This is a genomic window from Phytohabitans maris (assembly GCF_031085175.1).
Lineage (GTDB): Bacteria > Actinomycetota > Actinomycetes > Mycobacteriales > Micromonosporaceae > Phytohabitans > Phytohabitans maris.
Genome location: NZ_JAVHUY010000030.1, coordinates 72,610 through 98,659, shown reverse-complemented (window position 1 = coordinate 98,659; position 26,050 = coordinate 72,610). Strand labels below are relative to the sequence as shown.

Here is a 26,050-nt window from a genome sequence, read left to right as displayed (position 1 = left end):
GACAGGAGGACCAGTGAAGAGACAGATCACAGCCGTCGCCGCGGCGGTCGCACTCGCGCTCACCGGATGCGCGACTGACAACGACGAGCCGGGCGGGGGCGGGGAGGCGACGCAGGCCGCGGCCGCCTTCCCGGTGACGGTCGGCAACCTCACGCTCGACAAGCGGCCCGAGAAGATCGTGTCCCTCTCGCCCAGCGCCACCGAGATGCTCTTCGCGATCGGCGCCGGGGCGCAGGTGACCGCCGCTGACGACAACTCGAACTACCCGCCCGAGGCGCCCAAGTCGCAGCTGTCCGGCTTCCAGCCCAACGCGGAGGCGATCGCGGCCAAGGCGCCCGACCTGGTGGTGATCTCCAACGACACCAACAAGGTGGTCGACCAGCTCACCACGCTGAAGATCCCGGTGTACCTGGCGGCCAGCGCGGTCACGCTCGACGACTCGTACAAGCAGATCAACGACCTCGGCGCGCTCACCGGGCACCCCGCCGAGGCGGCCGACAACGTGCGGCGCATGAAGGACGACATCGCCAAGCTGGTCGGCGACGTACCGCAGGGGGAGACCAAGCTCACCTACTACTACGAGCTCGACCCCACGCTGTACTCGGTCACCAGCAAGACGTTCATCGGCGCGCTCTTCTCCCTCGCCGGCCTGGAAAACATCGCCGACCCCGCGGACGCGGACGGCAAGAAGGGCGGGTACCCGCAGCTGTCGGTCGAAGCGCTGGTGAAGTCGGACCCGGACCTGATCTTCCTGGCCGACACCAAGTGCTGCCAGCAGTCGCTGGAGACGGTGAAGGCGCGCACCGGGTGGGCCAACATCACCGCGGTGAAGAACGGCGACGTGATCCAGCTCGACGACGACATCGCCTCCCGCTGGGGGCCGCGGGTCGTCGACCTCGTGCGGGCCATTACGGAAGCGGTGGCCAAGGCGCGCGCGTGACCAAGATCAGCGCAAGGGAACGCCGGGCCGGTTGGATCGTCGCGGGCGTCGTCTCCGTCGTCGTCGCGGCCCTCGCCGGCCTGGCGTTCGGCCCGGTCAACCTGCCACCGGGCAGCGTCGCGGCCGAGGTGCTCAACCTCGTCCCGGGGGTACACATCCACAGCGGGCTGGACGAGCGGGAGATCGCGATCGTCACCCAGATCCGGCTGCCGCGCGTGGTGCTCGCGCTGCTCGTGGGCGCGATGCTCGCCCTCGCCGGCGGGTGCTACCAGGGCGTCTTCCGTAACCCGCTGGCCGACCCCCACCTGCTCGGCGTCGCGGCCGGGGCCGGCCTGGCGGTGACCGCGGTCATCGCGTTCCGGATCGGCACCGGCCGCGCGGGCGGCGACGTCACCTCGGGGCTGCCGCTCACCACGCCGGTGGCCGCGTTCCTCGGCGCGGTCGGGGCGGTCCTGCTCACCTACCTGCTCGGCGTCTCCGGCGGCCGCGACCGCTCGCCGGCCACGCTGATCCTCGCCGGCGTGGCCGTCTCCGCGTTCCTCGCCGCCGGCCAGACGTACCTCATGCAGCGCAACGTCGACGCCATCCGCGAGGTCTACTCCTGGCTGCTGGGACGGCTGGCCACGGCGGGCTGGCACGACGTGCTGGTCATCCTCCCGTACGCGGTGGTGACCGGCGCCGTCCTGCTGCTCTTCCGCCGCGAGCTCGACGTGCTCTCGGTCGGCGACGACGAGGCGAGCAGCCTGGGCCTGCACCCTCAGCGCTCGCGCTACATCCTGCTCGCCGCCGCCAGCCTCGGCACCGCGGCGGCCGTGTCGGTGTCCGGGCTGATCGGGTTCGTCGGCATCATCGTGCCGCACACCGTGCGCCTGCTGGCGGGCGCCAGCTACCGCGTGATCCTGCCGCTGTCGGTGCTCTTCGGGGCCGCGTTCCTCGCGTTCACCGACCTCGTCGCGCGCACCGTCGCGAGCCCGGCGGAGATCCCGATCGGCGTGGTCACCGCGTTCTTCGGCGCGCCCTTCTTCGTGCTGGTGCTGCGCACCACCAAGCGGATCAGCGCATGAACGCGGTCGAAGCGCTGGGCGTGCGGGTCACCCTCGGCGGTGCCACGATCCTGGACGGCGTCGACCTCACGGTCGCCGCCGGCGAGTGGGTCGCGGTCATCGGACCCAATGGCGCCGGCAAATCGACCATGTTGCGCGCCGTCGGCGGCTTGCTCCCCGCGGCCGGTGCCATCTCCATCTTTGGTACGCGCACGGAAGCCCTCTCCCGCCGGCAGCGCGCCCGGCTCGTGGCGACGGTGGCGCAGTCCCCGGTGGTGCCGGCCGGTATGGCCGTCTTCGACTACGTGCTCCTCGGCCGCACCCCCTACATCCCGCCGCTGGGCCGGGAGTCCGCCGCCGACCTGGCCGCCGCCGGCGAGGTACTGGCCCAGCTCGACCTGCACCGCTTCGCCGGCCGCCAGCTCGCCACGCTCTCCGGCGGCGAACGGCAGCGGGTCTTCCTGGCCCGCGCGCTGGCCCAGGGCGCCCCGCTGCTCCTGCTGGACGAGCCCACCACCGCGCTCGACATCGGTCACCAGCAGGAGGTGCTGGACCTGGTCGACGAGCTGCGCCGGGACCGCGGGCTGACCGTACTCGCCACCATGCACGACCTCTCCATCGCCGGCGAGTACGCGGATCGCATGGTCCTGCTCGCGTCGGGCCGGGTCGCCGCGAGCGGTACCCCGCGCGAGGTGCTGACCGAGGAACTGCTGGCGACCCATTACGGCGCCCGGGTACGGGTCATCGAGGGCGATCGCGGCCCACTCGTGGTGCCGGTACGCTCCAGCATGCTTTGATCTTGGGGTGTCGGGTCTTGAAGCGGTTGGCTACCTTGATCCCCGAGGTGGTGGACGGTGACGACTCTCGTACGGGAACCGGCGACCCGAGCACCCGCCGCCGCACCCGCGGCCCGGTTGCGCAGGCGGGCGGCGGGACGGTTTCGCGGCACCCCCGGCCGGCTGGTGCTCGCCACGGTGGCGCTCGTCGTGCTCGGCCTGGCCACCGGCGTCGCCGGTGTCGTGGGCGTACGGCAGCGGGCCGACCTCGTCGACGGCGCGGTCGCGCGCAGCGGTGAGCTGGCCGTCGCGGCCCAGCGGCTCTACCGCGCGCTCTCCGACGCCGACGCGACGGCCGCGAGCGCGTTCCTGACCGGTGGTGTGGAGCCGGCGACGCTGCGCGAGCGCTACCAGACCGACATCGCCCAGGCGGCCGCCGCGCTCGCGGTCGTCTCCGGCGGTGGCGCGGGCGACGGCCGGGGCGCCAACGCGGTCGCCCGGATCGCCGCGCAGCTGCCGGTCTACACCGGCCTCGTGGAGACCGCCCGGGTCTACAACCGCCAGGGCGTGCCCGTGGGCGGTGCCTACCTGCGCGAGGCGTCCGGCGTGATGCGCGAGCGGCTGCTGCCGGCCGCTCAGGAGCTCTACACGGCGGTCTCCGAGGAGCTCGACGAGGCGCGCGGCGACGCGGGCGCCTTCCCGTGGTTCGCGGTGGCGCTCGGCGTGCTCACGATCGCCGCGCTCGTGGTGGTCCAGCGCTTCCTGACCCGCCGCACCAACCGCGTCTTCAACATCGGTCTGGTCGCGGCGACCGTCGCCGCCGTCGCCGTGGTGCTGTGGCTCGGCGTCTCCGCGCTGGTGGCCGCCGGGCGGCTGGAGGCCAGCCACGACCGGGGCTCGGAAGAGGTGGCCCGGCTCGCCGACGCCCGGATCGCGGCGCTGCAGGCCCGCGCCGACGAGTCGCTGACGCTGGTCGCGCGCGGCAACGGCCAGGCCTTCGAAGAGGACTACGACAAGATGATGGACCGGCTGGCCGGCAACGAGCGCGACGGCGGCCTGCTGGTCCCGGGCGACGCCGACGGGCCGACCCGCGAGGCGCTCACCGCCGCGCTGACCGAGGCGCGTAACTGGGACTCGGCTCACCAGCAGGTGCGCAAGCTCGACAACGACGGCCAGTACGCGCAGGCCGTCACCGCCTCGGTCGGGGCCGAGCAGACCAGCACCGCCACCATCGCCAACCGGCTCGACGAGCGGCTCGCCGCCGCGATCGACCACAACAGCGAAAACTTCCGGCAGGAGGCCCGCGGCGCGGCCGGCGCGCTCTCCGGCGCCGACATCGGGATCGGGTTGCTGGCCGCGCTCCTCGTGCTGGGCGCGGCGGCCGGCATCCAGCGGCGCCTGGCGGAGTACCGATGAGGGCCAGAGCCGCCGCCGTGGCGGCCCTGCTCTCCGTGCTCGCCCTCGCCGGCTGCGGCGGATCCGACGCCCCGCCGTTCGGCCCCGACCCGGCCGAGCCGGCGCGCCCGGTCGGCGTGCAGGACCCGGCGGTGCTCCCCACGACCAGCGCGGCGCCGGCCGGCTCGTGCGACCCGCGGGCCAGCTACCGCCCGACCGGCGCGCTGCCGGCGCCCGGCCGGATGCCGTCCGGCTCGACGATGGCGCGGATCCAGCGGGCCGGGCGGCTGGTGGTCGGCGTCGACCAAAACAACTACCGCTTCGGCTACCGCGACCCCAAGACCGGCAACCTGGTCGGCTTCGAGATCGACCTGGCCCGCGAGCTGGCCGCGGCCATCTTCGGCAGCCCCGACAAGGTGCTCTTCCGGGCCATCACCACGGCCGACCGGGAGAAGGCGATCCAGGAGGGGCGGGTCGACATCGTCATCCGCAGCATGACGATGAACTGCGACCGGTGGGAGCGGGTCAACTTCTCCACCGAGTACTTCTCCGCCGGCCAGGCCATCATGGTCGCCCGTGACTCGCCGATCAAGGGGATCGGAGACCTCGCCGACAAGAAGGTCTGCGCGGCCACCGGCAGCACCTCGATCCGCAACATCGCGGCGAAGGCGCCCGACGCGCTGCCGGTCTCGGCCGACGACGCGCTCGACTGCCTCGTCCTGCTCCAGCAGCTCCAGGTGGACGCGGTCTCGACCGACGACGCGATCCTGGCCGGCTTCGCCGAGCAGGACAAGGGGACGAAGATCCTGCCTGACCGGTTCACCGAGGAGCCGTACGGCATGGCGATGAAGAAGGAGTCCGTCGACCTGGTCCGGTTCGTCAACGGCGTGCTGGAGCAGCTGCGCGCCGACGGCACCTGGACCAGCCTCTACCGGACGTGGCTCTCCTCGCTCGGCCCCACCCCGCAGCCACCCACGCCGCGCTACCGGGGCTGACCGTGTCGACACCGCCGCAGATGAGCCGCGACGAGGTCGATCGGGCCATCGTCGGGCTGGTCGCGGCGTACGACCGGATCTCCGCCGCGATGTTCGAGATGGACGCCCACCCCGCACTCGTCCTGCTGCGCGGCAGCAGCCTGCGCGGGCGCACAGCCGAGGTGGCCACCGAGGTGCTGGCGGCGGTCGAGGTGCTCTGGTCGCAGTTCGCCGCGTTGGGCGCGCAGCTCGACCGGGCCAAGACGGTGCGCGCCGAGCGTTCCCGCCCGGGCGACGCCGAGCTGCGCGTGCTCACCTCGGTGCTGCGCCACCCGATCGTCGGGCTGAGCGCCTCCGGCCTGGTGGTCGACAGTCCCGCCGCGGGTGGGCCGGCCTCGTGGCAGACGGTGCCCGGGCTCGCCGACGACCTGGAGACCGTGGCCGCCGAGGTGGTGCGCGCGCTGGGCGAGGTCGAGGCGGCCAGCGGCCGGGTCGCCGCGCTGTACGCCCAGCCGACCGCCGCGCTGGAAAAGGCGAGCGCCGACGCGACCAACCTGGGCGGCGACGCGCTCAAGGAGTCCGATGTGGACGGGCTCGCGGCGAGCCTCGCCAATGCGCAGGCCGAGGCGCTCCGCGACCCGATCGGCGCCAGCGGCCCGCCGCCCGAGCTGGTGTCCGAGATCGACGCGCTCGCCCGACGGATCGCCGGCTTGGCGGCACTGCGCACGGCGTACCCGGAAAGGGTCCGGAGCCTGACCACGGCGGTGGACGAGGTGGCCGCGGCGGAGGCGGCGGCGGCCAAGGTCTACGCCCTTGCGTTGGAAAAGATCGCCAACGCGGGCCTGCCGCCGGCGCCGGACGCGGTGGGTGGGCTGCGCGCCCACCTGGCGCAGCTCGGGCAGCTGCACCGCGAGGGGCGGTGGGCGCGCCTGGCCGACGAGTTGTCCATTGTGGAACGCTCGGTGGCGCGGGCGAAGGAGCGGGCGGCCCACCTGCACGAGGCGGCCGACGGGCTCCTGCAGCGCCGCACCGAGCTGCGCGGGCGGCTCGACGCCTACCGGGCGCGGGCCGGCCGGATGGGGCTGGTCGAGCACGAGGAGCTCGCCGCCCGGCACCGCGCCGCGCAGGACCTGCTCTACACCAGCCCGTGCGACCTGCCCGCGGCGACCCGCGCGGTGGTCGCCTACCAGCGCTACCTCAACCAGCTCACGGAGAGGGGCAACCCATGAGGTGTGTCCGGCCCGGCTGCTCCGGCACGTACGGCGCCGAGGGCTACTGCGACGAGTGCGGGCGCCGGGCGCCGGCCGGTGGGGTGCCGGCGCAGCCCAAGCCGGCGTCGTCCGCCACACCCGCCAGCGTCGCCACGACACCCGGCTCGGTGCCGACCGTCTCCGGGCAGGGCTCGACCCGCAGCTCCGGGCGCAGCCGCGGGGCCAGCCGGGGTGGGCTCGGCGCCGGCCTCATCGAGCTGCCCCGCGTGCCGTTGCGCGACCCGGCCACCGCGGTCATGCGCGACCCCAAGGTCTCCGAGTCGCGCCGCTTCTGCAGCAAGTGCGAGGAGCCGGTCGGCCGCGGGCGCGACGGCAAGCCCGGCCGGAGCGAGGGCTTCTGCCCCAACTGCGGTACGCCGTTCTCGTTCGTGCCACGGCTGGCCCAGGGCGACCTCATCAACGACCGGTACGAGGTGCTCGGCGCGCTCGCGTACGGCGGGCTCGGCTGGATCTACCTGGCCCGCGACCGTAACGTCAGCGACTCGGTCAGCGACCGCTGGGTCGTCCTCAAAGGACTGATCAACACCGCCGACGCGGACGCGATGGCGGCGGCGGTGACCGAGCGGCGGTACCTGGTCGAGATCGACCACCCCAGCATCGTGAAGATCCACGACTTCGTGCAGCACCCGGACCCGAAGACCGGCGTGCCGGTGGGCTACATCGTCATGGAGTACGTGGGCGGCCAGTCGCTGCGCGACATGCTGATGGCCCGCCGGTCCGAGGGCCAGCGGGTGCTGCCGCTCGCCGAAGTCCTCGCGTACGGGGCCGAGGTGCTCCCCGCGCTCGGCTACCTGCACGGCCGCGACCTGCTCTACTGCGACTTCAAGCCGGACAACGTGATCCATGCCGAGGAGCAGCTCAAGCTCATCGACCTCGGGGCCGTACGCCGGGTCGACGACGACGTGAGCGCGGTCTACGGCACGCCCGGCTACCAGGCGCCCGAGGTGGCCGACGTGGGCCCCTCGGTGGCCGGCGACATCTACACGGTGGGGCGGGCGCTGGCGGTGCTCAGCTTCGAGTTCCGCGGCTTCTCCACCACGTACGCGGGGAAGCTGCCGGACCGCGCCGACGTGCCGCTGCTGGCCCAGGAGGAGTCGTACCACCGGCTGCTGCTCCGCTCCACGCACCGCGAGCCGGCCCGCCGCTTCCAGACCGCGGCCGACATGAGCGACCAGCTGCTCGGCGTGCTCCGTGAGGTCCTCTCGGCCAACGACGGCGTGCCTCGGCCAGTGGTGTCCCGGCAGTTCACGCCGGAGCGGCGGGCGTTCGGCACCGCGGCGGGCGAGGTGGGGGCCGAGACCGCGCCGGCCGACCTGCAGCCGTCCGGAGTCGCCGCCGCGCTGCCGCTGCCGCAGGTCGACGTGCTCGACCCGGGCGCCGGCTTCCTCGCCACGCTCAGCAGCACCGACCCGGCCGAGCTGGTACGGCAGCTGGAGTCGCCGCCCGTGCACAGCACCGAGGTCTCGCTCCGCCTGGTTCGCGCCCGGATCGACGCGGGTGACCTCGCCGGTGCCAGCGCCGGGCTGGACGAGCTGGCCGCCACCGACCCGTTCGACTGGCGGATCGACTGGTACCGGGGCATCGCCGCGATGGCCGCCGGCCGCCCCGGCGACGCGCGGGTCGCGTTCGACGCCGTCTACGGCGACCTGCCCGGCGAGCCGGCGGCCCGCCTCGCACTCGCCGCCGCGGTCGAGTGCACCGGCGACAAGGACGCGGCGCTGCGCCTGTACGACCGGGTGTGGCGGGTCGACCGGGGCTTCATCAGCGCCGCGTTCGGCCTGGCCCGGATCCTGCTCGGCGCCGGCGACCGCAGCGCCGCGCTGGCCGTGCTCGACCAGGTGCCGGACAGCTCCAGCCACCACGTGACCGCGCAGGTCGCCGCCGTACGGGCCAGCCTGCACGCGGGTGGCCCGATCACCCACGCCGACGACCTGCTGCGCGCCTCCGGGCGGCTGGAGCGGCTGGGGCTCGACGTGGAGCGGCAGGCGCGGCTGACCGTGGAGATGCTGGAGGCCGCGCTCGCCTGGCTGACCGCGGCCAACCTCCCGCCGCACCGGCTGCCGTCCGGCGCGCGGGTGCTGGGGCACGAGCTCTCCGAGCGGGGACTGCGGTTTGGGCTGGAGCGGGCGTACCGCACGATGGCCCAGATCGCCCGCGACCCGGACACCAAGATCGCGCTGGTCGACCGGGCCAACGCCGTACGCCCGCGGACGCTGGTATGAGGGCCTGCCCGGAGCACGGCCCGCCACCCTCGCCGGAGCACAGGTTCTGCGAGGTGTGCGGGCGCAACCTGGTCACCGGTGCGGCAGTGCCGGTGCCGACGGTCTGGCTCTCCTCCCGCGCGGGCCTGGCCTGCCTCTCCTGCGGCGCCACCGGCTCGGAGATGTACTGCGACAACTGCGGGCGCCGGCGTTCGGTCGGGCGCGACCACGCGGAGCTCGACCTGAGCGGGGCCGCCGCGGTCACCGACCGGGGCCGGCGCCGCCCGCGCAACGAGGACGCCGTGGCGATCGCCCGCTACGACGGCGGCCTGGTGTCGGTGGTCTGCGACGGGGTCTCCACGTCGAGCCGGTCCGACGCCGCCTCGCACGGCGCGGTCGAGGCGGGGCTGGCGGCGCTGCTCGACGCGCTCACCACGGGCGTCGATCCGGCCGAGGCCACCACGCTGGGCGCGCACGCCGCCGCGAAAGCCGCCCGCGCCGCCGCCGGGCCGGACGAGAGCGACACGCCGCCCAGCTGCACGTACGTCTCCGGCGTGGTCACGGCGGACGCGGTCACCGTGGGCTGGATCGGCGACAGCCGGGCGTACTGGCTCGGCGCCGAGCCGGCCTGCCTCACGATCGACGACTCGATCGCCGGACAGCTCGCCGCCGGCCGCCCAGCACCGGCCACAGTGGAGGCCGACCCGACCTCGCGGGCGCTGATCCGGTGGCTGGGCGCCGACTCCGAAGACGCCGAGCCGCAGGTGGTCACGGTGCGGCCGGGTGGCGAGGGGCGGCTGCTGCTCTGCTCCGACGGCCTGCACCACTACCTGTCCGACCCCGCCGAACTCACCGCCGCCGCCACCGGTAGCCCGATCGAGGCGGCCCGCCACCTCACCGCCGTGGCCCTCGACGGTGGCGGCCACGACAACATCGCCGTCGCCGTACTCTCCTTCCCCACTTCGTCTTCCGTTGCTTCCGTCGCCGTTTCGTCTTTCGCTGTTGGAGGAGGCTCCACCGCATGACCGCGCAGTTCACGGCCGAGGTCGACCAGAACGAGTACCTGCCCGAGGGAGGCCGCGTCGTCGACGCGATCGTCACGGTGACCGCGCAGGGCGGCGACCTGCGCGACACCTCGGCGCCGCTGAGCGCCGCGCAGGCCATCCTGGTCGACACCTCGGGCTCGATGGCGATGCCCGGCACCAAGATCGCGGAAGCCAAGAAGGCGACCGCCGTCGCGATCGACACGCTCCGCGACGGCGTGGCGTTCGCCGTGGTGGCCGGCACCGCGGGCGCCCACATGATCTATCCGGGCGAGACCCGCATGGTCCCGGCCAACCCACAGACCCGCGCCGAGGCCAAGGCCGCCGTCGCCCGGCTGCGGGCCGACGGGGGTACCGCGATCGGCCGCTGGCTCGACCTCGCCAACTACCTCTTCGCCGGGCAGCAGGCCGAGGTGAAGCACGCCATCCTGCTGACCGACGGGCAGAATCAGCACGAGACTCCCACCGACTTCCAGCGGGTGCTCGACGCGTGCGAGGGGAAGTTCATCTGCGACAGCCGGGGCGTCGGCACCGACTGGGTGGCGACCGAGCTGCGCAAGGTCGCCTCGACCCTGCTGGGCACGGCCGACGGCCTGGAGGACCCGTCCGAGCTGCCCGCCGCGTTCCGCGCGATGACCGAGGAGGCGATGGGCAAGTCGGTCGCGGACGTCTCGCTGCGCGTGTGGACCCCGGCCGGCTCGAAGATCCGCTTCGTCAAGCAGGTGTACCCCCAGGTCGAAGACCTCACCGGGCGCCGCGCCGAGGTCAGCGCCCGGATCGGCGACTACCCGACCGGCGCGTGGGGCGCGGAGAGCCGCGACTACCACATCTCCGTCGAGGTCGAGCCGGACGCGGTCGGCGAGGAGGTGCTGGCCGCGCGGTTCAGCCTGGTCAGCAGCGGGTCCGTGCTGACCGAAAAGCTGGTGCTCGCCCGCTGGACCGACGACACCGCGCTCTCCACGAAAATCAACCCGCAGGTCGCCCACTACACCGGCCAGGCCGAGCTCGCCGCGGTCATCCAGGAGGGGCTCAAGGCGCGCGACGCGGGCGACGTGGAGACGGCGACGGCCAAGCTGGGACGCGCGGTGCAGCTGGCCAACGAGTCCGGCCACGAGGGTACGGCCAAGCTGCTCGCCCGCGTGGTCGAGGTGGAGGACGCGGCGACCGGCACCGTACGCCTGAAGAAGCAGGTCGCCGGCGTGGATGCGGAGCTGACCAACGTACGCAGCACCAAGACGGTCCGCGTGAAGAAGAAGCAGCCGGAGGAGGGCTGATGGCAACCTGCCCCAAGGGCCACGACTCGGCGACGCTCGACTACTGCGAGGTCTGCGGCGCCCGGATGGGTGCGGCGCCGAGCTCCGCCCCTGCCGCGTCGCCGCCCTCTTCGCCTTCGCCTTCCTCTCCCTCGCCCTCTTCGGCCCCGGCTTCGCCCTCTTCGGCTTCGCCCTCGGCCTCCGCCTCGGTTGAGGTCTGCCCGGTGTGCGGGACGCCCAAGACGGGACGCTTCTGCGAGGAGGACGGCTACGACTTCCTGCTCGCCCCGCCGGTGCCCTCAGCCGAGTCCCCGGCGCCGCCCGCGCCCGCGGAGGCCCCGGCCACCCCTGCGGCGTCCTGGGAGGTCGTCGTCCGTGCGGACACGGCCTACTTCGAGGTGGTCAAGGCCATGGGCGGCGAAGACGCCGGCTCGCTGGCCATGCCGCGCTTCGTCGCCGAACGCCGGTTTCCGCTGACCGGCCAGCAGATGGTCATCGGCCGGCGCAGCCGCTCCCGCGGCGTCAACCCGGACATCGACCTGGTCGGCCCGCCCGAGGACCCGGGCGTGTCGCACCTGCACGCGCTGCTGGTGCCGCAGGAGGGCGGCTGGGCGGTGGTCGACATGGAGTCGGCGAACGGCACGTACGTCAACGACCCCAGCTCCAGCCCGCTCGACCCCCACGTGCCGGTCGCCCTCAAGGACGGCGACGTCGTCTATCTGGGCGCCTGGACCGCCCTGACCATCCACTCCACCTGACCCCCACGGCCTTAGGCGGCCGTAGCAGTGCGGCGGGGCTTTGGAGCTGAGCGCACTTGTGCGCCCACCGCCGAGTCCGCCTGGTCGGCTTGAGCCTTGAGCTCCCTCCCAAGGGTCCCCGCCAGATCGTGGGCCAACCGGCCGGGCCCGCGGCAATCGGTTCCAAGATCAACCCACTCCCGAGATCGTGGTACGTAGCTGCCCCTCCAGGGGCAGTCAACTACCACGATCTGCTCCGAGGCAGCGTCGATCAAGGGACGGTGTCACCGCTGCACACCGAACCACCCGCGGACCTCGATCCCTAGGCCCGCCGCCTAGGACGGTCCGTGGTCGGCGACGAAGTTGATCGTTGTCAGAGCCAGCAGCAGCGTGCCGCCGAATACGCTCCCTCCGACGAGCATGGCCCGTGGAACGGCGTCGCCGCTGGCCCATGAGAGAAGAGCGGCCGCTGCGCCGACGAGAGCAGCGGCGATGACGGCAACGGCCAGCCATAGGGCTCTCATCGCCGGGTCCTACATACGAGCCTCCTGCGGACAGATCCCTCCATCAGAGGGGTTTCGCAGGGGCTTCGCCTTGCTTCGCAAGCTGCCGGAGTTGACCGCTTCCCGTCAAGCATGTTGCGGGAAGTTGCGCTGATTATTTTCGTGGGCGTGTTTGTTGCGGCCCGGCCGGCCCGCTGAGGGCGAGCCGGGCCGCGGAGGCGAAACGTCTAGCAGCAGCTTGCGGTTGGGGTTTCGTCGCGGCGGTCGGTGCGGCAGTGTTCGAACTCGCGGCGGGTCATCAAGGGCTGCTCCGGGTGGAGGCGGCGGTGGCGGTCGACGTAGTGGTCGTACTCCGCCTCGCCGCTCAGCTCGCGGAAGTACCAGCGGAGCGCCGCCAGCGCTCGCCTCATGTCCGGTCCCCTGTCGATGAAGCGCCGGCGGCGGCCAGTTCGCGCCTTTCCTCCGCGGTGGGGAAGAGGCCGGCCGGTGCGACGATCTTCGACTCCACGTACGGGGCCTCGGTCGTGGGCAAGGGCTCGCGGGCGCGGATCGCCTTGTAGCAGACCCAGGCGGCGTTGACGATCACTATGATGACCAGGATCGCGAAGAACGCGGCCAGTACACCGTCCACAGTGGAGTTTGTCACCACCGCCCGCATGTCGTCGAGGTTCTTGGCCGGGGCCAGCACCTCGCCGCGGTCCAGGGCGTCGGAGAAGCGCTCGCGCTGGGCGAAGAAGCCGATCGCCGGGTTGTCCGAGAAGACCTTCTGCCAGCTCGCGGTCAGCGTCACCGTGGCGTCCCAGACCAGCGGTATGCCGGTGACCCAGGCCCACTTGAGCCGCCCGCTCTTGACCAGGATCGTGGTCGCCACCGCCAGTGCCACCGCCGCCAGTAGCTGGTTGGCGATGCCGAAGAGCGGGAAGAGCTGGTTGATGCCGCCGAGCGGGTTGGTCACGCCGGTGTAGAGGAAGTAGCCCCACGCGAGTACCACGACGGCGCTGGTGGCCCACAGGCCCGGCTTCCAGCTGACCCGGCCGATCGGCTTCCAGATGTTGCCGAGCGTGTCCTGGAGCATGAAGCGGCCGACCCGCGTGCCGGCGTCCACTGTGGTCAGGATGAACAGCGCCTCGAACATGATGGCGAAGTGGTACCAGAATGCCTTCAGGCCCGAGCCGCCGAGGAAGCTGGAGAAGATCTCCGACATGCCTACGGCCAGCGTGGGTGCACCGCCGGTGCGGGCGACCAGCGTCTGCTCTTCGACCTCGGCGGCCGCGGCGCTGAGGTCCTGCGGTGAGATCGTGAAGCCCAGGTTGGCCACGGCGGCCGAGGCGCTATCCACTGTGGAGCCGAGGACGCCGGCCGGCGCGTTCATCGCGTAGTAGAGGCCGGGCTCGAGGATGCAGGCGGCGATCAGCGCCATGACGGCGACGAACGACTCCATCAGCATCGCGCCGTACCCGACGAGCCGCACCTGCGACTCCTTCTGGATCATCTTGGGCGTGGTGCCGGACGAGATGAGCGCGTGGAATCCGGAGAGCGCCCCGCAGGCGATCGTGATGAAGACGAACGGGAACAGCGCTCCGGAGAAGACCGGGCCGTTTCCCTCGCGGGCGAAGTCGGTCACCGCCTCGGTCCGCAGCACCGGCGCGGCGACGAGCACGCCGACGGCGAGCAGGCCGATCACACCGACCTTCATGAACGTGGACAGGTAGTCGCGCGGCGCGAGCAGCATCCAGACCGGGAGCACCGAGGCGAAGAAGCCGTAGACGATGAGGCAGATCGTCAGCGTCTCCGGGCTGAGCGTGAACGTGTCGGCCAGGCCCGACTCCTGCACCCAGCCGCCCGCGACGATCGCGAGCAGCAGCAGGCCGACGCCGATCGCGGTGGTCTCGATGACCCGGCCCGGACGGAGTACGCGCAGGTAGAAGCCCATGAAGAGGGCGATCGGGATGGTCATCGCGATGGAGAACGTGCCCCACGGCGACTTGGCCAGCGCGTTGACCACGACAAGCGCGAGCACCGCCAGCAGGATGATCATGATGGAGAAGACCGCGACGAGTGCGGCGATGCCGCCGACGGTACCGATCTCGTCGCGCGCCATCTGGCCGAGGCTCTTGCCGTTGCGCCGCATCGAGAAGAACAGGATCACCATGTCCTGTACGGCGCCGGCGAAGATGACGCCGAAGATGATCCACATGGTGCCGGGCAGGTAGCCCATCTGCGCGGCGAGCACCGGGCCGACCAGCGGTCCGGCGCCGGCGATCGCGGCGAAGTGGTGGCCGACCAGGATCCGCCGGTCGGTCGGCTGGTAGTCGATGCCGTTGTCCAGCCGCTCCGCGGGCGTGGCCCGGGTGTCGTCCACTTTGAGCACCTTGCGGACGATGAAGCGGGCGTAGAAGCGATAGGCGATCGCGTACGAGGCGAGGGCCGCCACCACGAGCCAGATGGCGTTGATCTCCTCGCCGCGGGATAGCGCGAGCACGCCCCACGCGATCGCGCCGGCGATCGCGATGGCGGTCCAGATGGCGATCGACCTGGGGTTCAGCCGGCCACGTCCGGCGGGGGCCGGGGTCGTGGGTGGGGGCGTGGGTGGGCTCGCCGGGGTTGTCGTCGTCACGGGGGCCTCCAAGAGCTAACGACGCAGCAGCAGGTAGGCGATGAACATGAGTAGAACACTCAAGGGCACCCAAAGCATCTGGTACCAGTAGAAAAACGGCACCCCGGCGAGTGCGGGTCCGCCGGCGTAGAAGGGCACCCAGAGCAGGGCGACAAATGGGGCGGCGAGGCAGCCACCCGCGATCACCCGTGCAGTGTTCGACGTCACATGGCAGAGTTGCCCAACCAGCGCATTCGGTTTACCCGATGTTTCAGGGAGATGTCGTGCTCGCCACCGTGGCCGCGTTCCTCGCCGTCGTCGGCGGGACCTCGCTGGTCGCGGTGGGTGCGCGCTGGTTCCGGCGGGACGACTCGCTGCCCACACTGGAGGGTTGGGCGCTGGCCGGCCGGCGCTTCGGCGCGCCCACGACCTGGCTCCTGCTCGGCGGCACGATCTACACGGCGTACACGTTCGCGGCGGTGCCCGGCCTCGTGTACGGCGCGGGCGCGCTCGGCTTCTTCGCGCTGCCGTACACGGTGATCGTCTACCCGCTCGCGTTCGTGCTGCTCCCGCGCCTGTGGACGGCGGCCCGCGACAACGGCTACATCACCGTCGCCGACTACGTGAAGGGGCGGTACGATTCGCCGCCGCTCGCGCTCGCGGTCGCGCTGACCGGGATCCTCGCCACGATGCCGTACATCGCGCTCCAGCTCCTCGGCATCCGGGCCGTGCTCACCGCCGGCGGCCTGTACCCCCGCGGGTTCGCCGGCGACCTGGCGCTCATCGCGGTCTTCGGCGTGCTGGCGCTGGCCACGTACCGGCACGGGCTGCGCGCGCCGGCGGTGATCTCGATCGTCAAGGGCGCGGCGATCTTCGGGGCGACGCTGGCGGTCGTCGCGGTGGTGCTCGACGAGTTGGGCGGGCCGGGGCGGATGTTCGAGACGGCGGCGACCCGGCACACCGCACTCGCGCTGGAGCCCGAACTCTTCCCGGCGTTCGCCACGCTCGCGCTCGGCTCGGCGATGGCCCTGCTCATGTACCCGCACGTGCTGACCGCGGCCTTCGCGGCGAAAGGGCCGGACACGTTGCGCAAGGTCACCGTGGCCCTGCCGGCGTGGACGGCGGTGCTCGGCCTCTTCGGCGTACTCGGGATCGCCGCGCTCGCCGCCGGCGTGGAGGCGCCACCGGGCAACGCCGAGTCGGCGGTGCCGCTGCTGGTCGAGCAGCTCATGCCGGCCGCGCTGACCGGCGTGCTGTTCGGCGCGTTCGTGGTGGGCGCGCTGGTGCCCGCGGCGGTGATGTCGATCGCGGCGGCCACCGCCTTCGTCCGCAACATCTACGTCGAGTACTTCCACCCGACCGCCACGCCCAAGCACCAGACCCGGATCGCCCAGGCCGTCTCGCTGACCGCGAAGGTGGGCGCGGTGGCGTTCGTGCTCGGGCTGCGCAACCAGGACGCGATCAACCTCCAGCTGCTCGGCGGGGTGTGGATCCTGCAGACGTTCCCGGCGGTGGCGATCGGCCTCTTCACGACCTGGCTGCACAAGTGGGCGCTGCTCGCCGGCTGGGCGGTGGGCATGGTCGCCGGCACGCTGCTCGTGGTCTGGGGCGGCTTCTCGTCGGTCGTCTCGGTGGGGTTCGGCGACACCCCGGTCCCGGTGTACGCGGCGGTGGTCGCCTTCGCGCTCAACCTGGCCGTCGCGGCGGCGCTCACGCCCTTCTGCACCCGAGCCGGCGAGCGGGAGGCGGTGCGGGCCGCATGACCTCACCGTTGATCCGCGCCCAGCAGGCCGCCGCCGAAGCCGACGAGGCGCTGGCCACGCTCTTCCAGACGGAGTACGCCGGAATGGTCCGCCTCGCCGTGCTCCTCGGCGCCGACGACGCGGAGGACATCGTGGCGGAGGCGTTCTACCAGCTCTACCGGCGCTGGAAGAAGCTGCGCGGCGCGGACGCGGCGGTGCCGTACCTGCGGTCCGTGGTCTGCAACCTCACCCGGATGCGGCTGCGCCACCTGCAGGTCGTCCGCAAGCACACCACCCCGGAGGCGGCGGCGCCGTCGGGTAGCTCGGCCGAGGCGGAGGCGCTGCTCCACGACGACCAGCGGGCGCTGGTGGCGGCGCTCAAGGAACTGCCCGCCCGGCAGCGGGAGGCGCTCGTCCTGCGACACTGGTTGGGCCTGCGCGAGGCGGAGATCGCCGCGGCGATGGGCATCTCGGCCGGCGCGGTCAAGTCGCACACCTCGCGCGGGATGGCCGCCCTCACGCGGGTGCTGGAGGAACGCCGATGAGTCGGAGCACGGAAGAGAAGCTGCGGGAGACGCTCGGCGCGCTCGCCGCGGGGATCGAGGCCGACCCGCCCGTGTACCGGAAGGCCCGTGCCGAGTGGCGGCGGCGGGAGCGGCGGCGCCGGCTCGTGCTGGCGGTGCTGATCGCGATCGTCTTCGCGCTCGCTGACCTGATCGGCCTCTGGGCGCTCAACCAGACCCGCGACCACGACCCGATCATCTTCGACGACCGTTCCCGCATCCACCAGCCCGAGCCGGCGACCGGCGTCATACCCCCGTAACCGCTGGTCAGGGCTGCACGGTGGGCACCACGATCAGCTCGGCCACGTTCATCCGCGGCGGGGCGGCGGTGACGTACACGATCGCGTCCGCGAGGTCCTCCGGCGGCAGCGGCGGTGTCGCCCGCAGCATCCCGGCGAGCAGCTCGCGCTGGTTGGCGTCGACCATGCCCTCGCCGAGCTCGGTGCCGACGAAGCCCGGCTGGACGTTCTTGACCCGTACGCCACGCGGGCCGAGCTCCGCCCGCAGGCCCCGGGTCAGGTGCGCGACCGCGGCCTTCGTGGCGGTGTAGACGGAGTAGTTCGGAAACACCTGGTGGCCGCCGATCGAGCCGACCAGCACCAGGTCGGCCGGCTTCCCGCCGGCCGCGGCGGCGAGCAGGTCGTCGACGAACGCGCGGCCGGTGTAGAGCAGGCCGTTGAGGTTCGTGCCGATCATCTGGTCCCACTCGACGGTCTGCGCCGACTCGAAGGGCGCGGCGAGCATCACGCCCGCGTTCGCCACCACCAGGTCGACCGGGCCGAGCGCCGAGCGGACGGTTGCCGCGGCCGCGTACACGGCCTGCTGGTCGGAGATGTCGACGGCGACCGGCACGGCGGCCGTGCCGATCTCGGTGGCCAGCCCCTTGAGGCGGTCCTCGCGCCGCCCGAGGAGGGCGACCGACGCGCCGGCCGCGGCCAGGCGGCGGGCGGTGGCGGCGCCGATGCCGCTGGAGGCTCCGCTGACGACCGCGACGCGGCCGGAGAGGGTGTTGTTGTCAGTCATGGCTCCACCGTCGCGGCCGCGACGGCCGGTATCCAGGATGGGGATTTCCTGGTAGTGGCGGGGCCAGGCAGGGCCGTCGCGACCCGCCTAGCCTGGGGGTATGGACGGCGACAACCGGCTCGGTGAGTTCCTGCGGGCGCGGCGCGAGCTGACCCGCCCGGAAGACTTCGGGCTGCCCGAGCCCGGGCGGCGGCGGGTGCCGGGCCTGCGGCGGGAGGAGGTCGCGCTGCTCGCCGGCATGAGCGCCGACTACTACATCCGGCTCGAGCAGGGGCGTGACAAGCACCCGTCGGAGCAGGTGATCGAGGCGCTCGCCCGGGTCTTCACGCTCGACGAGGAGGGCGCGGCGCACCTGCGCGAGCTGGCCCGCCCGACCACGCGGCGGCGGCGCCGGGTCAGCCAGCCGGAGCGGGTCAGCCCGCACCTGGAGCGCCTGCTCGGCGCCTGGCACGGTACCCCGGCCCTGGTGCTCGGCCGCTACCTCGACGTACTGGCCAACAACCAGCTCGCCGCCGCCCTCAACCACTGCTCGGTGCGGGGCAACAACCAGGCCCGGCTGATGTTTCTGGACCCCGAGGCGCGCCGCATCTACCCGGACTGGGCCACGGTGGCGGCGGAGACCGTGGCGAGCCTGCGCGCCACCGCCGGCACCGACCTCGAAGACCCGCGCCTGACCGAGCTGGTCGGCGAGCTGTCGTTGAAGAGCGAGGACTTCCGGCGGCTGTGGGCCCGCCACGACGTACGCGCCAAGACCGCCGGCAGCAAGCGCTTCCGGCATCCGCTGGTGGGGGAGCTGACGCTGTCGTACGAGACGTTCACCGTCAACGGGGCCGGCGGGCAGATGCTGATCGTCTACCACGCCGAGCCGGGCAGCCCTTCCGCCGAGGCGCTCGCGCTGCTGGGTAGCGCCACCGCGGCGGTCAGTGCGCCGTCCCGTGGATCGACCAGTCCAGCAGCTCGACCGGGTGCATGATCAGCGGCCCGCCCTCGGCGTACCGGCGGATCTGGAGCAGGCATCCGGCGTTGCCGGTCGCGATCACATCGGGGCGCGCGGAGGCCAGGTTTTCCGCCTTGCGCCGGCCGAGCCGCTCGGCCATGGCGGGCTGGAGCAGGTTGTAGACCCCGGCCGACCCGCAGCAGATCTTCTCCTCGGGCACCTCGACCAGCTCCAGACCGGGGATCGTGCGGAGCGCGTCGCGGGGCTGGCGGGTGATCCGCTGGGCGTTCGCGAGGTGGCAGGCGTCGTGGTACGCCACGCGCAGCGGCAACGGCTGCCGCCGCGCCACCGGCTCCAGCTCGGCGAGCACCTCGCTCACGTCGCGCACCCGGGCGGCGAAGGCGGCGGCCCGCTCGGCGTACCCGGGGTCGTCGCGCAGCAGCTCGCCGTACTCCTTGAGGACCGAGCCGCAGCCGGCCACGTTGACCACGACCGTCTCGTACCCCTCGAACGCGTCGACCGTGCGCCGCGCGAACGCCCGCGCCTCCTCGTCCCGCCCGGTGTGCAGGCTCAGCGCGCCGCAGCAGCCCTGCCCTTTCGGCAGGTCGACCCGGCACCCCTCGGCCGCGAGGACGCGCACGGTCGCGTCGTTCACCGGCTTGAAGAAAACCCGCTGGGCACAGCCCGTGAGCAGCGCCACGCCGCGGGTCTGTCCGGTCCCGGTCCCTTTGGTACGGGCGAACAGGTCCTTCGCCCGCACCGGCGGCAGCAGCCCTTCCAGCGCGCGTGCCCGCGCCGGCAGGCGGCCGAGCAGCCCTGAGCGCCGGGTCAGCCAGCGCAGACCCAGCCGCTGGTAGAGCACCCCGGCGAGCGCGGCGACGCGAAGCCTTCGGGGGTACGGGAAGAGCGTGAAGATCATCGAGCGGAAGAACCGGTCGCGGGGCACCTCGCGGTCGAGCTGCGGGCGGGCCGACTCGATGAGCTGGTTGTACTTCACGCCGGACGGACAGGCCGGCACGCAGGCGAGGCAGCCGAGGCAGGAGTCGAGGTGCTGGGTGACCGGCCCGGCGACCGGCGCCTCGCCCCGGGTCGCGAGGTCCATGAGGTAGATGCGGCCGCGGGGCGACTCGGCCTCGTCGCCGGTGACCGCGTACGTGGGGCAGGTGGGCAGGCAGAAGCCACAGTGGACACACTCGTCGAGCAGCGCCCGGTCCAGGTCGAAAGCCACTCTCACCTCCTAGAACCAGGGCCGGTAGCGCCCCGGGCCCAGCCTTCCCTCCGGATCGAACCGCTGCTTGACCGCCCGCATCAGCGGCACGGCCGCGTGCGGCTCGCCCCACGCCGGTACGCCCGGCTTGTTGCCCAGCACCGTCACCTGCGTGAACTCCGCGCGGAGCCGCTCCACGTCGGCCACCCTCAGCGTGTGCACGCCCACCGCCGTGCTGCTGGTGAGCGAGGTGGCGTGTGCGGCGACGGCGGGGAGCTGGCTCGGCCGCGTGCCGCAGCGCACGACCAGGTCGCCATCGCCGACCGCGGCCACCCTCCGCCAGGCGGCCTCGGCGTCAGCGGTGGAGAGTCTGGTACCGCCGGGTGTCGCGGCGGCGCGAAGCTCCACACTGGACTCCACACCCTCGTACCGGGCGAGCAACTCGCCGTCGCACCACTCCAGCGCGGCCGGCTCGAGCCGCGCCTCCAGCACCCGCCCGGTGTGCTTGACGGCCTCGGCGGCGTCGCACGGGATCGAGACCGTGCGGGAGGCGGGTGGCAGCGGGTGTACGCGGAGCACGACCTCGGCGAGCACACCGAGCGTGCCGAACGAGCCGCAGAGCAGCTTGCCCAGGTCGTAGCCGGCGACATTCTTGATGACGTGGCCGCCGGAGCGGGCGACCGTGCCGTCCGCCAGCACCACGGTGACGCCGATGAGCAGGTCGCGCGGCCCGCCGTACGCGTGGCGCAGCGGCCCGGAGTCGGCGGTGGCGACCAGCCCGCCGACGGTGGCGCCCGCGCGGGCCGGGTCCAGGGAGACCCGCTGGCCGGCCGCTGCCAGCTCCTGCTGGACGAGGGCCAGTGGCGTACCGGCCCGCACGGCGACGGTCATGTCCGCCGGGTTGTACGTGATCAGCCCGGTCAGCCCGGCCGTCTCCAGCACGTGGTCGGTCGGGTCCGGCGCGCCGGCCCACCCCTGCGCCGTGCCCGCGCCCTTGACCAGCAGCGTGCCGCGCGTGTCCCGTACCGCGTCCCGCAGCTCGGCCAGCGACGCCGGCCTCATAGCCGCTCGATGACGCCGGCCGCCTCCAGCGGGTGCGGGCGGTACGGCCCGGGCCGCTCGCCGCAGAGCCGCGGGGTGGGGAAGACCTTGCCCGGGTTGCACAACCCCTCCGGGTCGAACGCCGCCCGCAGCCGCCGCATCGTCGCCAGGTCGTCTTCGGAGAACATCCGCGGCATCGAGCAGGCCTTGTCGGTGCCGATGCCGTGCTCGCCGGAGAGCGAACCGCCCAGCTCCACGCAGAGCTCCGCGATCGCGGTGGAGAGCGCCTCGGCCCGCTCGTGCTCGCCGCGCTCCTCGCTGTACAGCACGAGCGGGTGCAGGTTGCCGTCGCCGGCGTGGAAGACGTTTGCCACCCGGATGCCCGCCTGCTCACCCATCTCCGCGATCCGGGTGAGCGCCTCGCCCAGCCGGGTGCGCGGGACGACGCCGTCCTGCACGAAGTAGTTGGGGCTGAGCCGCCCCACCGCCGCGAACGCCGCCTTCCGTCCCTGCCAGATCTTCGCCCGGTGCTCGGCGTCCCGGGCGATCGTCACTTCGGTCGCCTTGGCACAGAGCCGGGTGAGGTCGGCAAACCGCGCCTCCACCTCGTCAGCCGGCCCGTCCAGCTCCACGATCAGCGCGGCCGCGGTGTCCGGGTCGAAGCCCGCGTCGACGGTGGCGTTGACCGCCTGGATGGCGAGGTTGTCCATCATCTCGATCGCCGCCGGCACGATGCCCGCCGCGATCACGGCCGTCACCGCGTCGCCCGCGTCCTTGGTCGAGTCGAAGTTGGCCACCAGGGTCCGCACCGTGGCCGGCGTGTGCAGCAGCCGCACCACCACCCCGGTCACGATGCCGAGCGTGCCCTCCGTGCCCACGAACGCGCCGAGCAGGTCGAACCCCGCCTGGTGCGGCGCGTCTGCGCCCAGCCGCGTGGTGGTGCCATCCGGGAGGACCACGTCGACCGCGAGGATGTGGTTGACCGTGAACCCGTACTTCAGGCAGTGCGCACCGCCGGAGTTTTCCGCGACGTTGCCACCGATCGTGCAGACCTGCTGGCTGGACGGGTCGGGCGAGTAGTAGAGCCCGTACTTCGCGGCGGCCCGGCTGATGTCGAGGTTGGTCACGCCCGGCTCCACGGTCGCCCGCCGATCGACCGGGTCGACCTCCAGGACCCGCCGGAGCCGCTGCAGCGAGATGACCACCCCGTCGGCCACCGGCAGCGCGCCACCGGAGAGGCCGGTGCCGGCGCCGCGAGCGACGAAGGGCACCTTGAACCTGGCACAGGCGGCGACGGCGGCCGCGACCTCGGCGGCATTTCGCGGCAGGGCGACGAGGGCCGGCACCACCCGGTAGCCGGTGAGCGCGTCACACTCGTACGTCCGCAGGTGCGCCGGGTCGGTGACGATCCCGTCGCGGCCGAGGCGGGCGGCGAGCTGGTCGCGCAGGTCGGTGAGAGACATGGGCGCGCCTCCTCCCGCCCGACGCTAGCAGCCAACCCGTCGGCTGGCCATTACCGAGATCATCAGATACCTGCCCAATCGCCATATGGCAATTGGACGCCTCTCATTTCGCATTGAAGACCGTGCTGGGCGAATGTCGTGAAGGCGGCTTTCATGAATCGGGCGCCGCTGAATACTGGCCAATCTTGCGGACGTTAGCACACTATGGATGCATGCGGCGGGAGGGCGGCTTCCGATACCACGGTATCGGTGCCGATGTGACAGCTCCATCGGGTGCCTTGCGGATGGTCAGTCGGGAATTGCGTTTCTTGATGCAATTGCAAAGCTGGCCTGGGGTAGTCCCGTTTTCTGATGCAAGGCTCTCGCTACCGACGGACAGACTATGAGCGCGCGCAATGGTCACCGGGTGAACAACGTCGAGGTGGCCATCCGAACCGGGAAGTGGATATCTGTGTCGGTCCTGGTCGTACTGGTGATCCTGCTGGTCGGGCTCGGTGCGGTGTCCTCGCTGCAGAGCCTGGATACGCCAGGTGCCTGGGCAGAGCGGGCCAACGTCGGCGACAGCTTCGGCGTCGTCAACGCCGTGGTCTCCGGGCTGGCACTCGCGGCCCTGATCGTGACCCTCTGGCTCCAATCCCGGGAACTGGCGCTGCAGCGAGCAGAGCTTGCCATGCAACGCGAGTCGTTGAACCAGTCTCGGGTCGAACTCCATCGCAGCGCCGAAGCGAGCCTGAGAATGCTCCATGTCGACCTCATCCGGATGAGCATCGACGATCCGTCACTCGCCGAGGTCTGGCCACCTCTCGCGCCCGGCGTGTCGCACGAGAGAGAGCGCCAGTACCTCTACGCCAACCTGATCTATCAACACGTATGGTTGGGCCTCCGCATAAGCGACTACACTGACGAGCAGATGCAGAACCACCTGCGCTACATCTTCACGAGTTCGCTGATGCGCGAATACTGGCGTGCCGCCGCGAGGGCAAGGACCTCGCTGGTCCCAGGAACGGCCGAGTACGCCTTTGCCGAGGCGGCCGATCGCATATGCGGAGAGTACGAGGATCTCCTCGCCGCATCGCGGTCGACTGATCTTGGGCGCGAAACAGAGTCCAAGCGCTGGGAGCGCTTGGACTCGGAAGTGCCGTTTGTGACTAAGCCGTCAGGCTAGGTCGGGTATGTCGCGCTTGGCGTGCATCAACGTCTCCCTGGTGATGATGACGATGCGCTCGTAGCTCGCTCGGCCGGCATCCGCCGGCAGGTGCCCCTCGAGTTCGGCGGTGGCGTCCGTGCCGATGACGGCGAACCGTCCATCGCTCAGCTCGAAGATGTCCGGACAGGTGCCGTTGTCGACACTGCCCCGCTCGCGTGGAGTCGAGCCCAGACGCCGGTTGATCCTGCCGACAAGCCCGCCATGGTCAAGAGACACAAGGCCAAAGGTTACCCAGCGCTTATCGGAGGTGATCCTCCAGGGTGGACGGTGGGTTTCATCTACCGTTGGAAGGGTAGGCCAACGTAGTTTTCGGCCAGGCTGGTCGCGGCCGCTTCCGAGGTTGCCACGTACCGGAGTTGGGCCAGTTGCAGCTTGCGCTGGAAGTCGTCCGCGTCCGGGGCCTGGTGCAGCATGCTCGTCATCCACCAGGAGAAGTGCTCGGCCCGCCACACCCGCCGCAGGCATCTGTCGCTGTACGTCTCCAGCAGATCCGTGCGCCCCACGCGGTAGTACGCGTCCAGCGCCTCGGACAGGGCCCACACGTCGGCGATCGCGAGGTTCATGCCCTTGGCGCCCGTGGGCGGGACGATGTGTGCGGCGTCGCCGGCCAGAAAGAGGCGGTCCTGGCGCATCGGCTCGGTGACCAGGCTGCGCATGGCCGTGACGCCCTTCTCCAGGATCGGGCCGGTCGCCAGCGTAAACCCGTCCGCCGCCAGCCGCCGCCCCAGCTCGTCCCAGATGCGGGTGTCCGGCCAGTCCTCGATGCGTTCGTCCGGGGCGACCTGGAGGTACAGCCGGGTGATCTCGGGCGTCCGCATGCTGTGCAGCGCGAACCCCCGCTCGTGGTACGCGTAGATCAGCTCGCTGTGCGACGGGGGTGCCTGCGCCAGCACGCCCAGCCACGCGAACGGGTAGTCGTGCGCCTGCACCGTGCCCCGCACCTCAGCCGCGCAGACGCCGTGCGAGCCGTCGCAGCCGGCGACGAAGTCGCACTCCAGCCGCTGCGGCGTGCCCTCGGCGTCGGTGAAGGTGACCAGCGGTGTCGCGGGGTCGACGGTCACCTCCGACACTTCGAAGAGCAGCGGCTCGCCGGCCCCGACCCGGGTCGCGATGAGGTCCTTGACGACCTCCTGCTGCCCGTACACGGTGATGCTCTTGCCGGTCAGGTCGGTGAGTGCGACGCGGTGGTCGGCTCCGTCGAAGCGCAGCGATATGCCGTGGTGTGGCATGCCCTCGCGGTCGAGCCGGCCGGCGACGCCGGCCTCCCGCAGCAGCTCGACGGTGGGGTGCTCGAGCACGCCGGCGCGCACCCGCCGCTCCACGTAGTCGCGGCTGCGCCGCTCCAGCACGACCGCGTCGACGCCGCGCAGCCGCAGCAGGTGGGCCAGCATCAGGCCGGCCGGGCCGGCTCCGACGATCGCAACCTGGGTACGCATCCCAGCATGCTGCCGCGAGCGGCCCGGCAGCGGAAGACCAGGAAACCTCCGGACTCTGCCGCCTGGCGCTCGCTTAGCTCGCGCTAGGCCTCCTCCGAGAGCCGGCCCTCGTCGCTGCGCTCCTCGGCTCGCCGGTCGCCGGCCCCGGGGCCCCGCTTGCGCAGCTCAGCCACCGCGCCCATCGCGTCGCGCAACTGGTCGAGCCAGGTGTTGGTGTGCTCGCCGACGAGCCGCACGCACCAGGCCAGCGCGTCCGACCGGGAACGGGCCACGCCCGCCTCGACCAGCGTGTCGAGCACCTGCCGCTCGGGCTGGCGGAGCCGGGTCATGACCGGCGCGGAGAGGTTGGTGAAGAGGTGCCGGGTGCGGCCGCACGCGGCGCCCCAGGCGACTTTGCGCTGGTAGCGCCGCTCCAGCTGCTGTGCGATCTTGATCCGCTGGTCGCGGGTGTCCTCGCGGTGCTGGTTGATCCGGCCGGCCTCGGCGGCTGCCTTGTCGGCGTCGCTCGCACCCTCGGCGAGCTGGGGCTCGGGCAGCCGCCCGACGATCACGATCTCATCCCGGTCGACGGCGATCTCGGGCGGCTCGGTGAACCACCCCTCCGGCACCGCACCCGTGACCCACGCCGCCGCGTCGTCTGCCGGCGGCGGCTCATGGCGGGCTCCCGCCCACGTCCTATCGCGCATGATTACACAATTA

Annotated in this window: 27 protein-coding genes; 15 read left to right on the top strand and 12 right to left on the bottom strand. The window is 72.3% G+C overall.

Annotated elements, in window-relative coordinates:
* The first annotated feature begins 13 nt into the window (after positions 1 to 13).
* The 9 genes from RB614_RS28360 to RB614_RS28320 are packed head-to-tail and all read left to right on the top strand — an operon-like array spanning position 14 to position 10,917.
* The gene (locus RB614_RS28360) at positions 14 to 940 is read left to right on the top strand and encodes an ABC transporter substrate-binding protein (protein ID WP_308715711.1); all 927 of its coding nucleotides are present in this window, start codon (positions 14 to 16) and stop codon (positions 938 to 940) included.
* Complete coding sequence (locus RB614_RS28355) at positions 937 to 2,004, top strand: FecCD family ABC transporter permease (protein ID WP_308715710.1); 1,068 nt, start codon at positions 937 to 939, stop codon at positions 2,002 to 2,004. Before RB614_RS28360 ends, RB614_RS28355 begins: the two co-directional genes overlap by 4 nt.
* Positions 2,001 to 2,780, top strand: a complete 780-nt coding sequence (locus tag RB614_RS28350) for an ABC transporter ATP-binding protein (protein WP_308715709.1) — start codon at positions 2,001 to 2,003, stop codon at positions 2,778 to 2,780. The genes RB614_RS28355 and RB614_RS28350 overlap by 4 nt, the downstream gene beginning before the upstream one ends.
* 57 nt (positions 2,781 to 2,837) lie before the next feature.
* The gene (locus tag RB614_RS28345) at positions 2,838 to 4,175 is read left to right on the top strand and encodes a hypothetical protein (protein WP_308715708.1); all 1,338 of its coding nucleotides are present in this window, start codon (positions 2,838 to 2,840) and stop codon (positions 4,173 to 4,175) included.
* Complete coding sequence (locus RB614_RS28340; RefSeq protein WP_308715707.1) at positions 4,172 to 5,149, top strand: glutamate ABC transporter substrate-binding protein; 978 nt, start codon at positions 4,172 to 4,174, stop codon at positions 5,147 to 5,149. Before RB614_RS28345 ends, RB614_RS28340 begins: the two co-directional genes overlap by 4 nt.
* Before the next feature lie 20 nt (positions 5,150 to 5,169).
* On the top strand, positions 5,170 to 6,357 hold the full coding sequence (locus RB614_RS28335; protein ID WP_308715706.1) for a hypothetical protein: 1,188 nt from the start codon (positions 5,170 to 5,172) through the stop codon (positions 6,355 to 6,357).
* Positions 6,354 to 8,621 carry a serine/threonine-protein kinase gene (locus RB614_RS28330; protein ID WP_308715705.1) on the top strand — a complete coding sequence of 756 codons (2,268 nt, stop codon included), beginning with the start codon at positions 6,354 to 6,356 and terminating at the stop codon, positions 8,619 to 8,621. The genes RB614_RS28335 and RB614_RS28330 overlap by 4 nt, the downstream gene beginning before the upstream one ends.
* A complete protein-coding gene (locus tag RB614_RS28325) occupies positions 8,618 to 9,625 on the top strand; it encodes a PP2C family protein-serine/threonine phosphatase (RefSeq protein WP_308715704.1) in 1,008 nt (335 codons plus the stop codon). The genes RB614_RS28330 and RB614_RS28325 overlap by 4 nt, the downstream gene beginning before the upstream one ends.
* Complete coding sequence (locus RB614_RS28320; protein WP_308715703.1) at positions 9,622 to 10,917, top strand: VWA domain-containing protein; 1,296 nt, start codon at positions 9,622 to 9,624, stop codon at positions 10,915 to 10,917. The genes RB614_RS28325 and RB614_RS28320 overlap by 4 nt, the downstream gene beginning before the upstream one ends.
* A 40-nt stretch (positions 10,918 to 10,957) precedes the next feature.
* On the opposite strand, the gene RB614_RS28315 is transcribed toward RB614_RS28320, so the two are convergent.
* Positions 10,958 to 11,137, bottom strand: coding sequence for a hypothetical protein (locus tag RB614_RS28315; RefSeq protein ID WP_308715702.1), 180 nt, complete (start codon positions 11,135 to 11,137; stop codon positions 10,958 to 10,960).
* Here RB614_RS28315 and RB614_RS28310 point away from each other — a divergent pair.
* Positions 11,121 to 11,654, top strand: coding sequence for an FHA domain-containing protein (locus RB614_RS28310; RefSeq protein ID WP_308715701.1), 534 nt, complete (start codon positions 11,121 to 11,123; stop codon positions 11,652 to 11,654). The two genes, RB614_RS28315 and RB614_RS28310, sit on opposite strands and share 17 nt — an antisense overlap.
* Positions 11,655 to 11,968: 314 nt before the next feature.
* Here RB614_RS28310 and RB614_RS28305 read toward each other — a convergent pair whose 3' ends face one another.
* The 4 genes from RB614_RS28305 to RB614_RS28290 all read right to left on the bottom strand — a co-directional run bounded on the left by RB614_RS28305 (position 11,969) and on the right by RB614_RS28290 (position 14,939).
* Positions 11,969 to 12,157 carry a hypothetical protein gene (locus tag RB614_RS28305; protein ID WP_308715700.1) on the bottom strand — a complete coding sequence of 63 codons (189 nt, stop codon included), beginning with the start codon at positions 12,155 to 12,157 and terminating at the stop codon, positions 11,969 to 11,971.
* A gap of 206 nt (positions 12,158 to 12,363) precedes the next feature.
* Entirely contained in the window at positions 12,364 to 12,546 is a 183-nt protein-coding gene (locus tag RB614_RS28300) for a YbdD/YjiX family protein (RefSeq protein ID WP_308715699.1), read from the bottom strand.
* Positions 12,543 to 14,753 (bottom strand): carbon starvation CstA family protein, encoded by a 2,211-nt coding sequence (locus RB614_RS28295; RefSeq protein WP_308715698.1) that lies wholly within the window; start codon positions 14,751 to 14,753, stop codon positions 12,543 to 12,545. Before RB614_RS28295 ends, RB614_RS28300 begins: the two co-directional genes overlap by 4 nt.
* A 15-nt stretch (positions 14,754 to 14,768) precedes the next feature.
* Complete coding sequence (locus RB614_RS28290) at positions 14,769 to 14,939, bottom strand: DUF3311 domain-containing protein (protein WP_308715697.1); 171 nt, start codon at positions 14,937 to 14,939, stop codon at positions 14,769 to 14,771.
* A gap of 77 nt (positions 14,940 to 15,016) precedes the next feature.
* Here RB614_RS28290 and RB614_RS28285 point away from each other — a divergent pair, with 77 nt between their 5' ends.
* The 3 genes from RB614_RS28285 to RB614_RS28275 are packed head-to-tail and all read left to right on the top strand — an operon-like array spanning position 15,017 to position 17,297.
* Entirely contained in the window at positions 15,017 to 16,495 is a 1,479-nt protein-coding gene (locus RB614_RS28285) for a sodium:solute symporter family protein (RefSeq protein WP_308715696.1), read from the top strand.
* Positions 16,492 to 17,019, top strand: coding sequence for a SigE family RNA polymerase sigma factor (locus RB614_RS28280; protein WP_308715695.1), 528 nt, complete (start codon positions 16,492 to 16,494; stop codon positions 17,017 to 17,019). The genes RB614_RS28285 and RB614_RS28280 overlap by 4 nt, the downstream gene beginning before the upstream one ends.
* Positions 17,016 to 17,297: a hypothetical protein gene (locus tag RB614_RS28275; protein ID WP_308715694.1), complete on the top strand. Its 282-nt coding sequence runs from the start codon at positions 17,016 to 17,018 to the stop codon at positions 17,295 to 17,297. Before RB614_RS28280 ends, RB614_RS28275 begins: the two co-directional genes overlap by 4 nt.
* A 7-nt stretch (positions 17,298 to 17,304) precedes the next feature.
* On the opposite strand, the gene RB614_RS28270 is transcribed toward RB614_RS28275, so the two are convergent.
* Positions 17,305 to 18,060, bottom strand: a complete 756-nt coding sequence (locus RB614_RS28270) for an SDR family oxidoreductase (RefSeq protein WP_308715693.1) — start codon at positions 18,058 to 18,060, stop codon at positions 17,305 to 17,307.
* A gap of 100 nt (positions 18,061 to 18,160) precedes the next feature.
* Here RB614_RS28270 and RB614_RS28265 point away from each other — a divergent pair, with 100 nt between their 5' ends.
* Entirely contained in the window at positions 18,161 to 19,033 is an 873-nt protein-coding gene (locus RB614_RS28265; protein WP_308715692.1) for a helix-turn-helix transcriptional regulator, read from the top strand.
* On the opposite strand, the gene RB614_RS28260 is transcribed toward RB614_RS28265, so the two are convergent.
* From RB614_RS28260 to RB614_RS28250, 3 genes are read right to left on the bottom strand one after another with little or no spacing between them, the layout of a single operon-like run.
* Positions 18,981 to 20,225 carry a (Fe-S)-binding protein gene (locus tag RB614_RS28260; RefSeq protein WP_308715691.1) on the bottom strand — a complete coding sequence of 415 codons (1,245 nt, stop codon included), beginning with the start codon at positions 20,223 to 20,225 and terminating at the stop codon, positions 18,981 to 18,983. The two genes, RB614_RS28265 and RB614_RS28260, sit on opposite strands and share 53 nt — an antisense overlap.
* 9 nt (positions 20,226 to 20,234) lie before the next feature.
* Positions 20,235 to 21,266 (bottom strand): FAD-binding oxidoreductase, encoded by a 1,032-nt coding sequence (locus RB614_RS28255; protein ID WP_308715690.1) that lies wholly within the window; start codon positions 21,264 to 21,266, stop codon positions 20,235 to 20,237.
* Complete coding sequence (locus RB614_RS28250) at positions 21,263 to 22,708, bottom strand: FAD-linked oxidase C-terminal domain-containing protein (protein WP_308715689.1); 1,446 nt, start codon at positions 22,706 to 22,708, stop codon at positions 21,263 to 21,265. The genes RB614_RS28255 and RB614_RS28250 overlap by 4 nt, the downstream gene beginning before the upstream one ends.
* Before the next feature lie 406 nt (positions 22,709 to 23,114).
* Between RB614_RS28250 and RB614_RS28245 the strand changes: the two genes are divergently transcribed.
* Positions 23,115 to 23,873, top strand: coding sequence for a DUF6082 family protein (locus RB614_RS28245; RefSeq protein ID WP_308715688.1), 759 nt, complete (start codon positions 23,115 to 23,117; stop codon positions 23,871 to 23,873).
* Here RB614_RS28245 and RB614_RS28240 read toward each other — a convergent pair.
* From RB614_RS28240 to RB614_RS28230, 3 genes are all read right to left on the bottom strand, one after another.
* On the bottom strand, positions 23,865 to 24,131 hold the full coding sequence (locus RB614_RS28240; protein ID WP_308715687.1) for a hypothetical protein: 267 nt from the start codon (positions 24,129 to 24,131) through the stop codon (positions 23,865 to 23,867). The two genes, RB614_RS28245 and RB614_RS28240, sit on opposite strands and share 9 nt — an antisense overlap.
* A 62-nt stretch (positions 24,132 to 24,193) precedes the next feature.
* A complete protein-coding gene (locus RB614_RS28235) occupies positions 24,194 to 25,351 on the bottom strand; it encodes a 4-hydroxybenzoate 3-monooxygenase (RefSeq protein WP_308715686.1) in 1,158 nt (385 codons plus the stop codon).
* An 83-nt stretch (positions 25,352 to 25,434) separates the two neighbouring features.
* Positions 25,435 to 26,037, bottom strand: coding sequence for a hypothetical protein (locus RB614_RS28230; protein ID WP_308715685.1), 603 nt, complete (start codon positions 26,035 to 26,037; stop codon positions 25,435 to 25,437).
* Positions 26,038 to 26,050 lie beyond the last annotated feature (13 nt).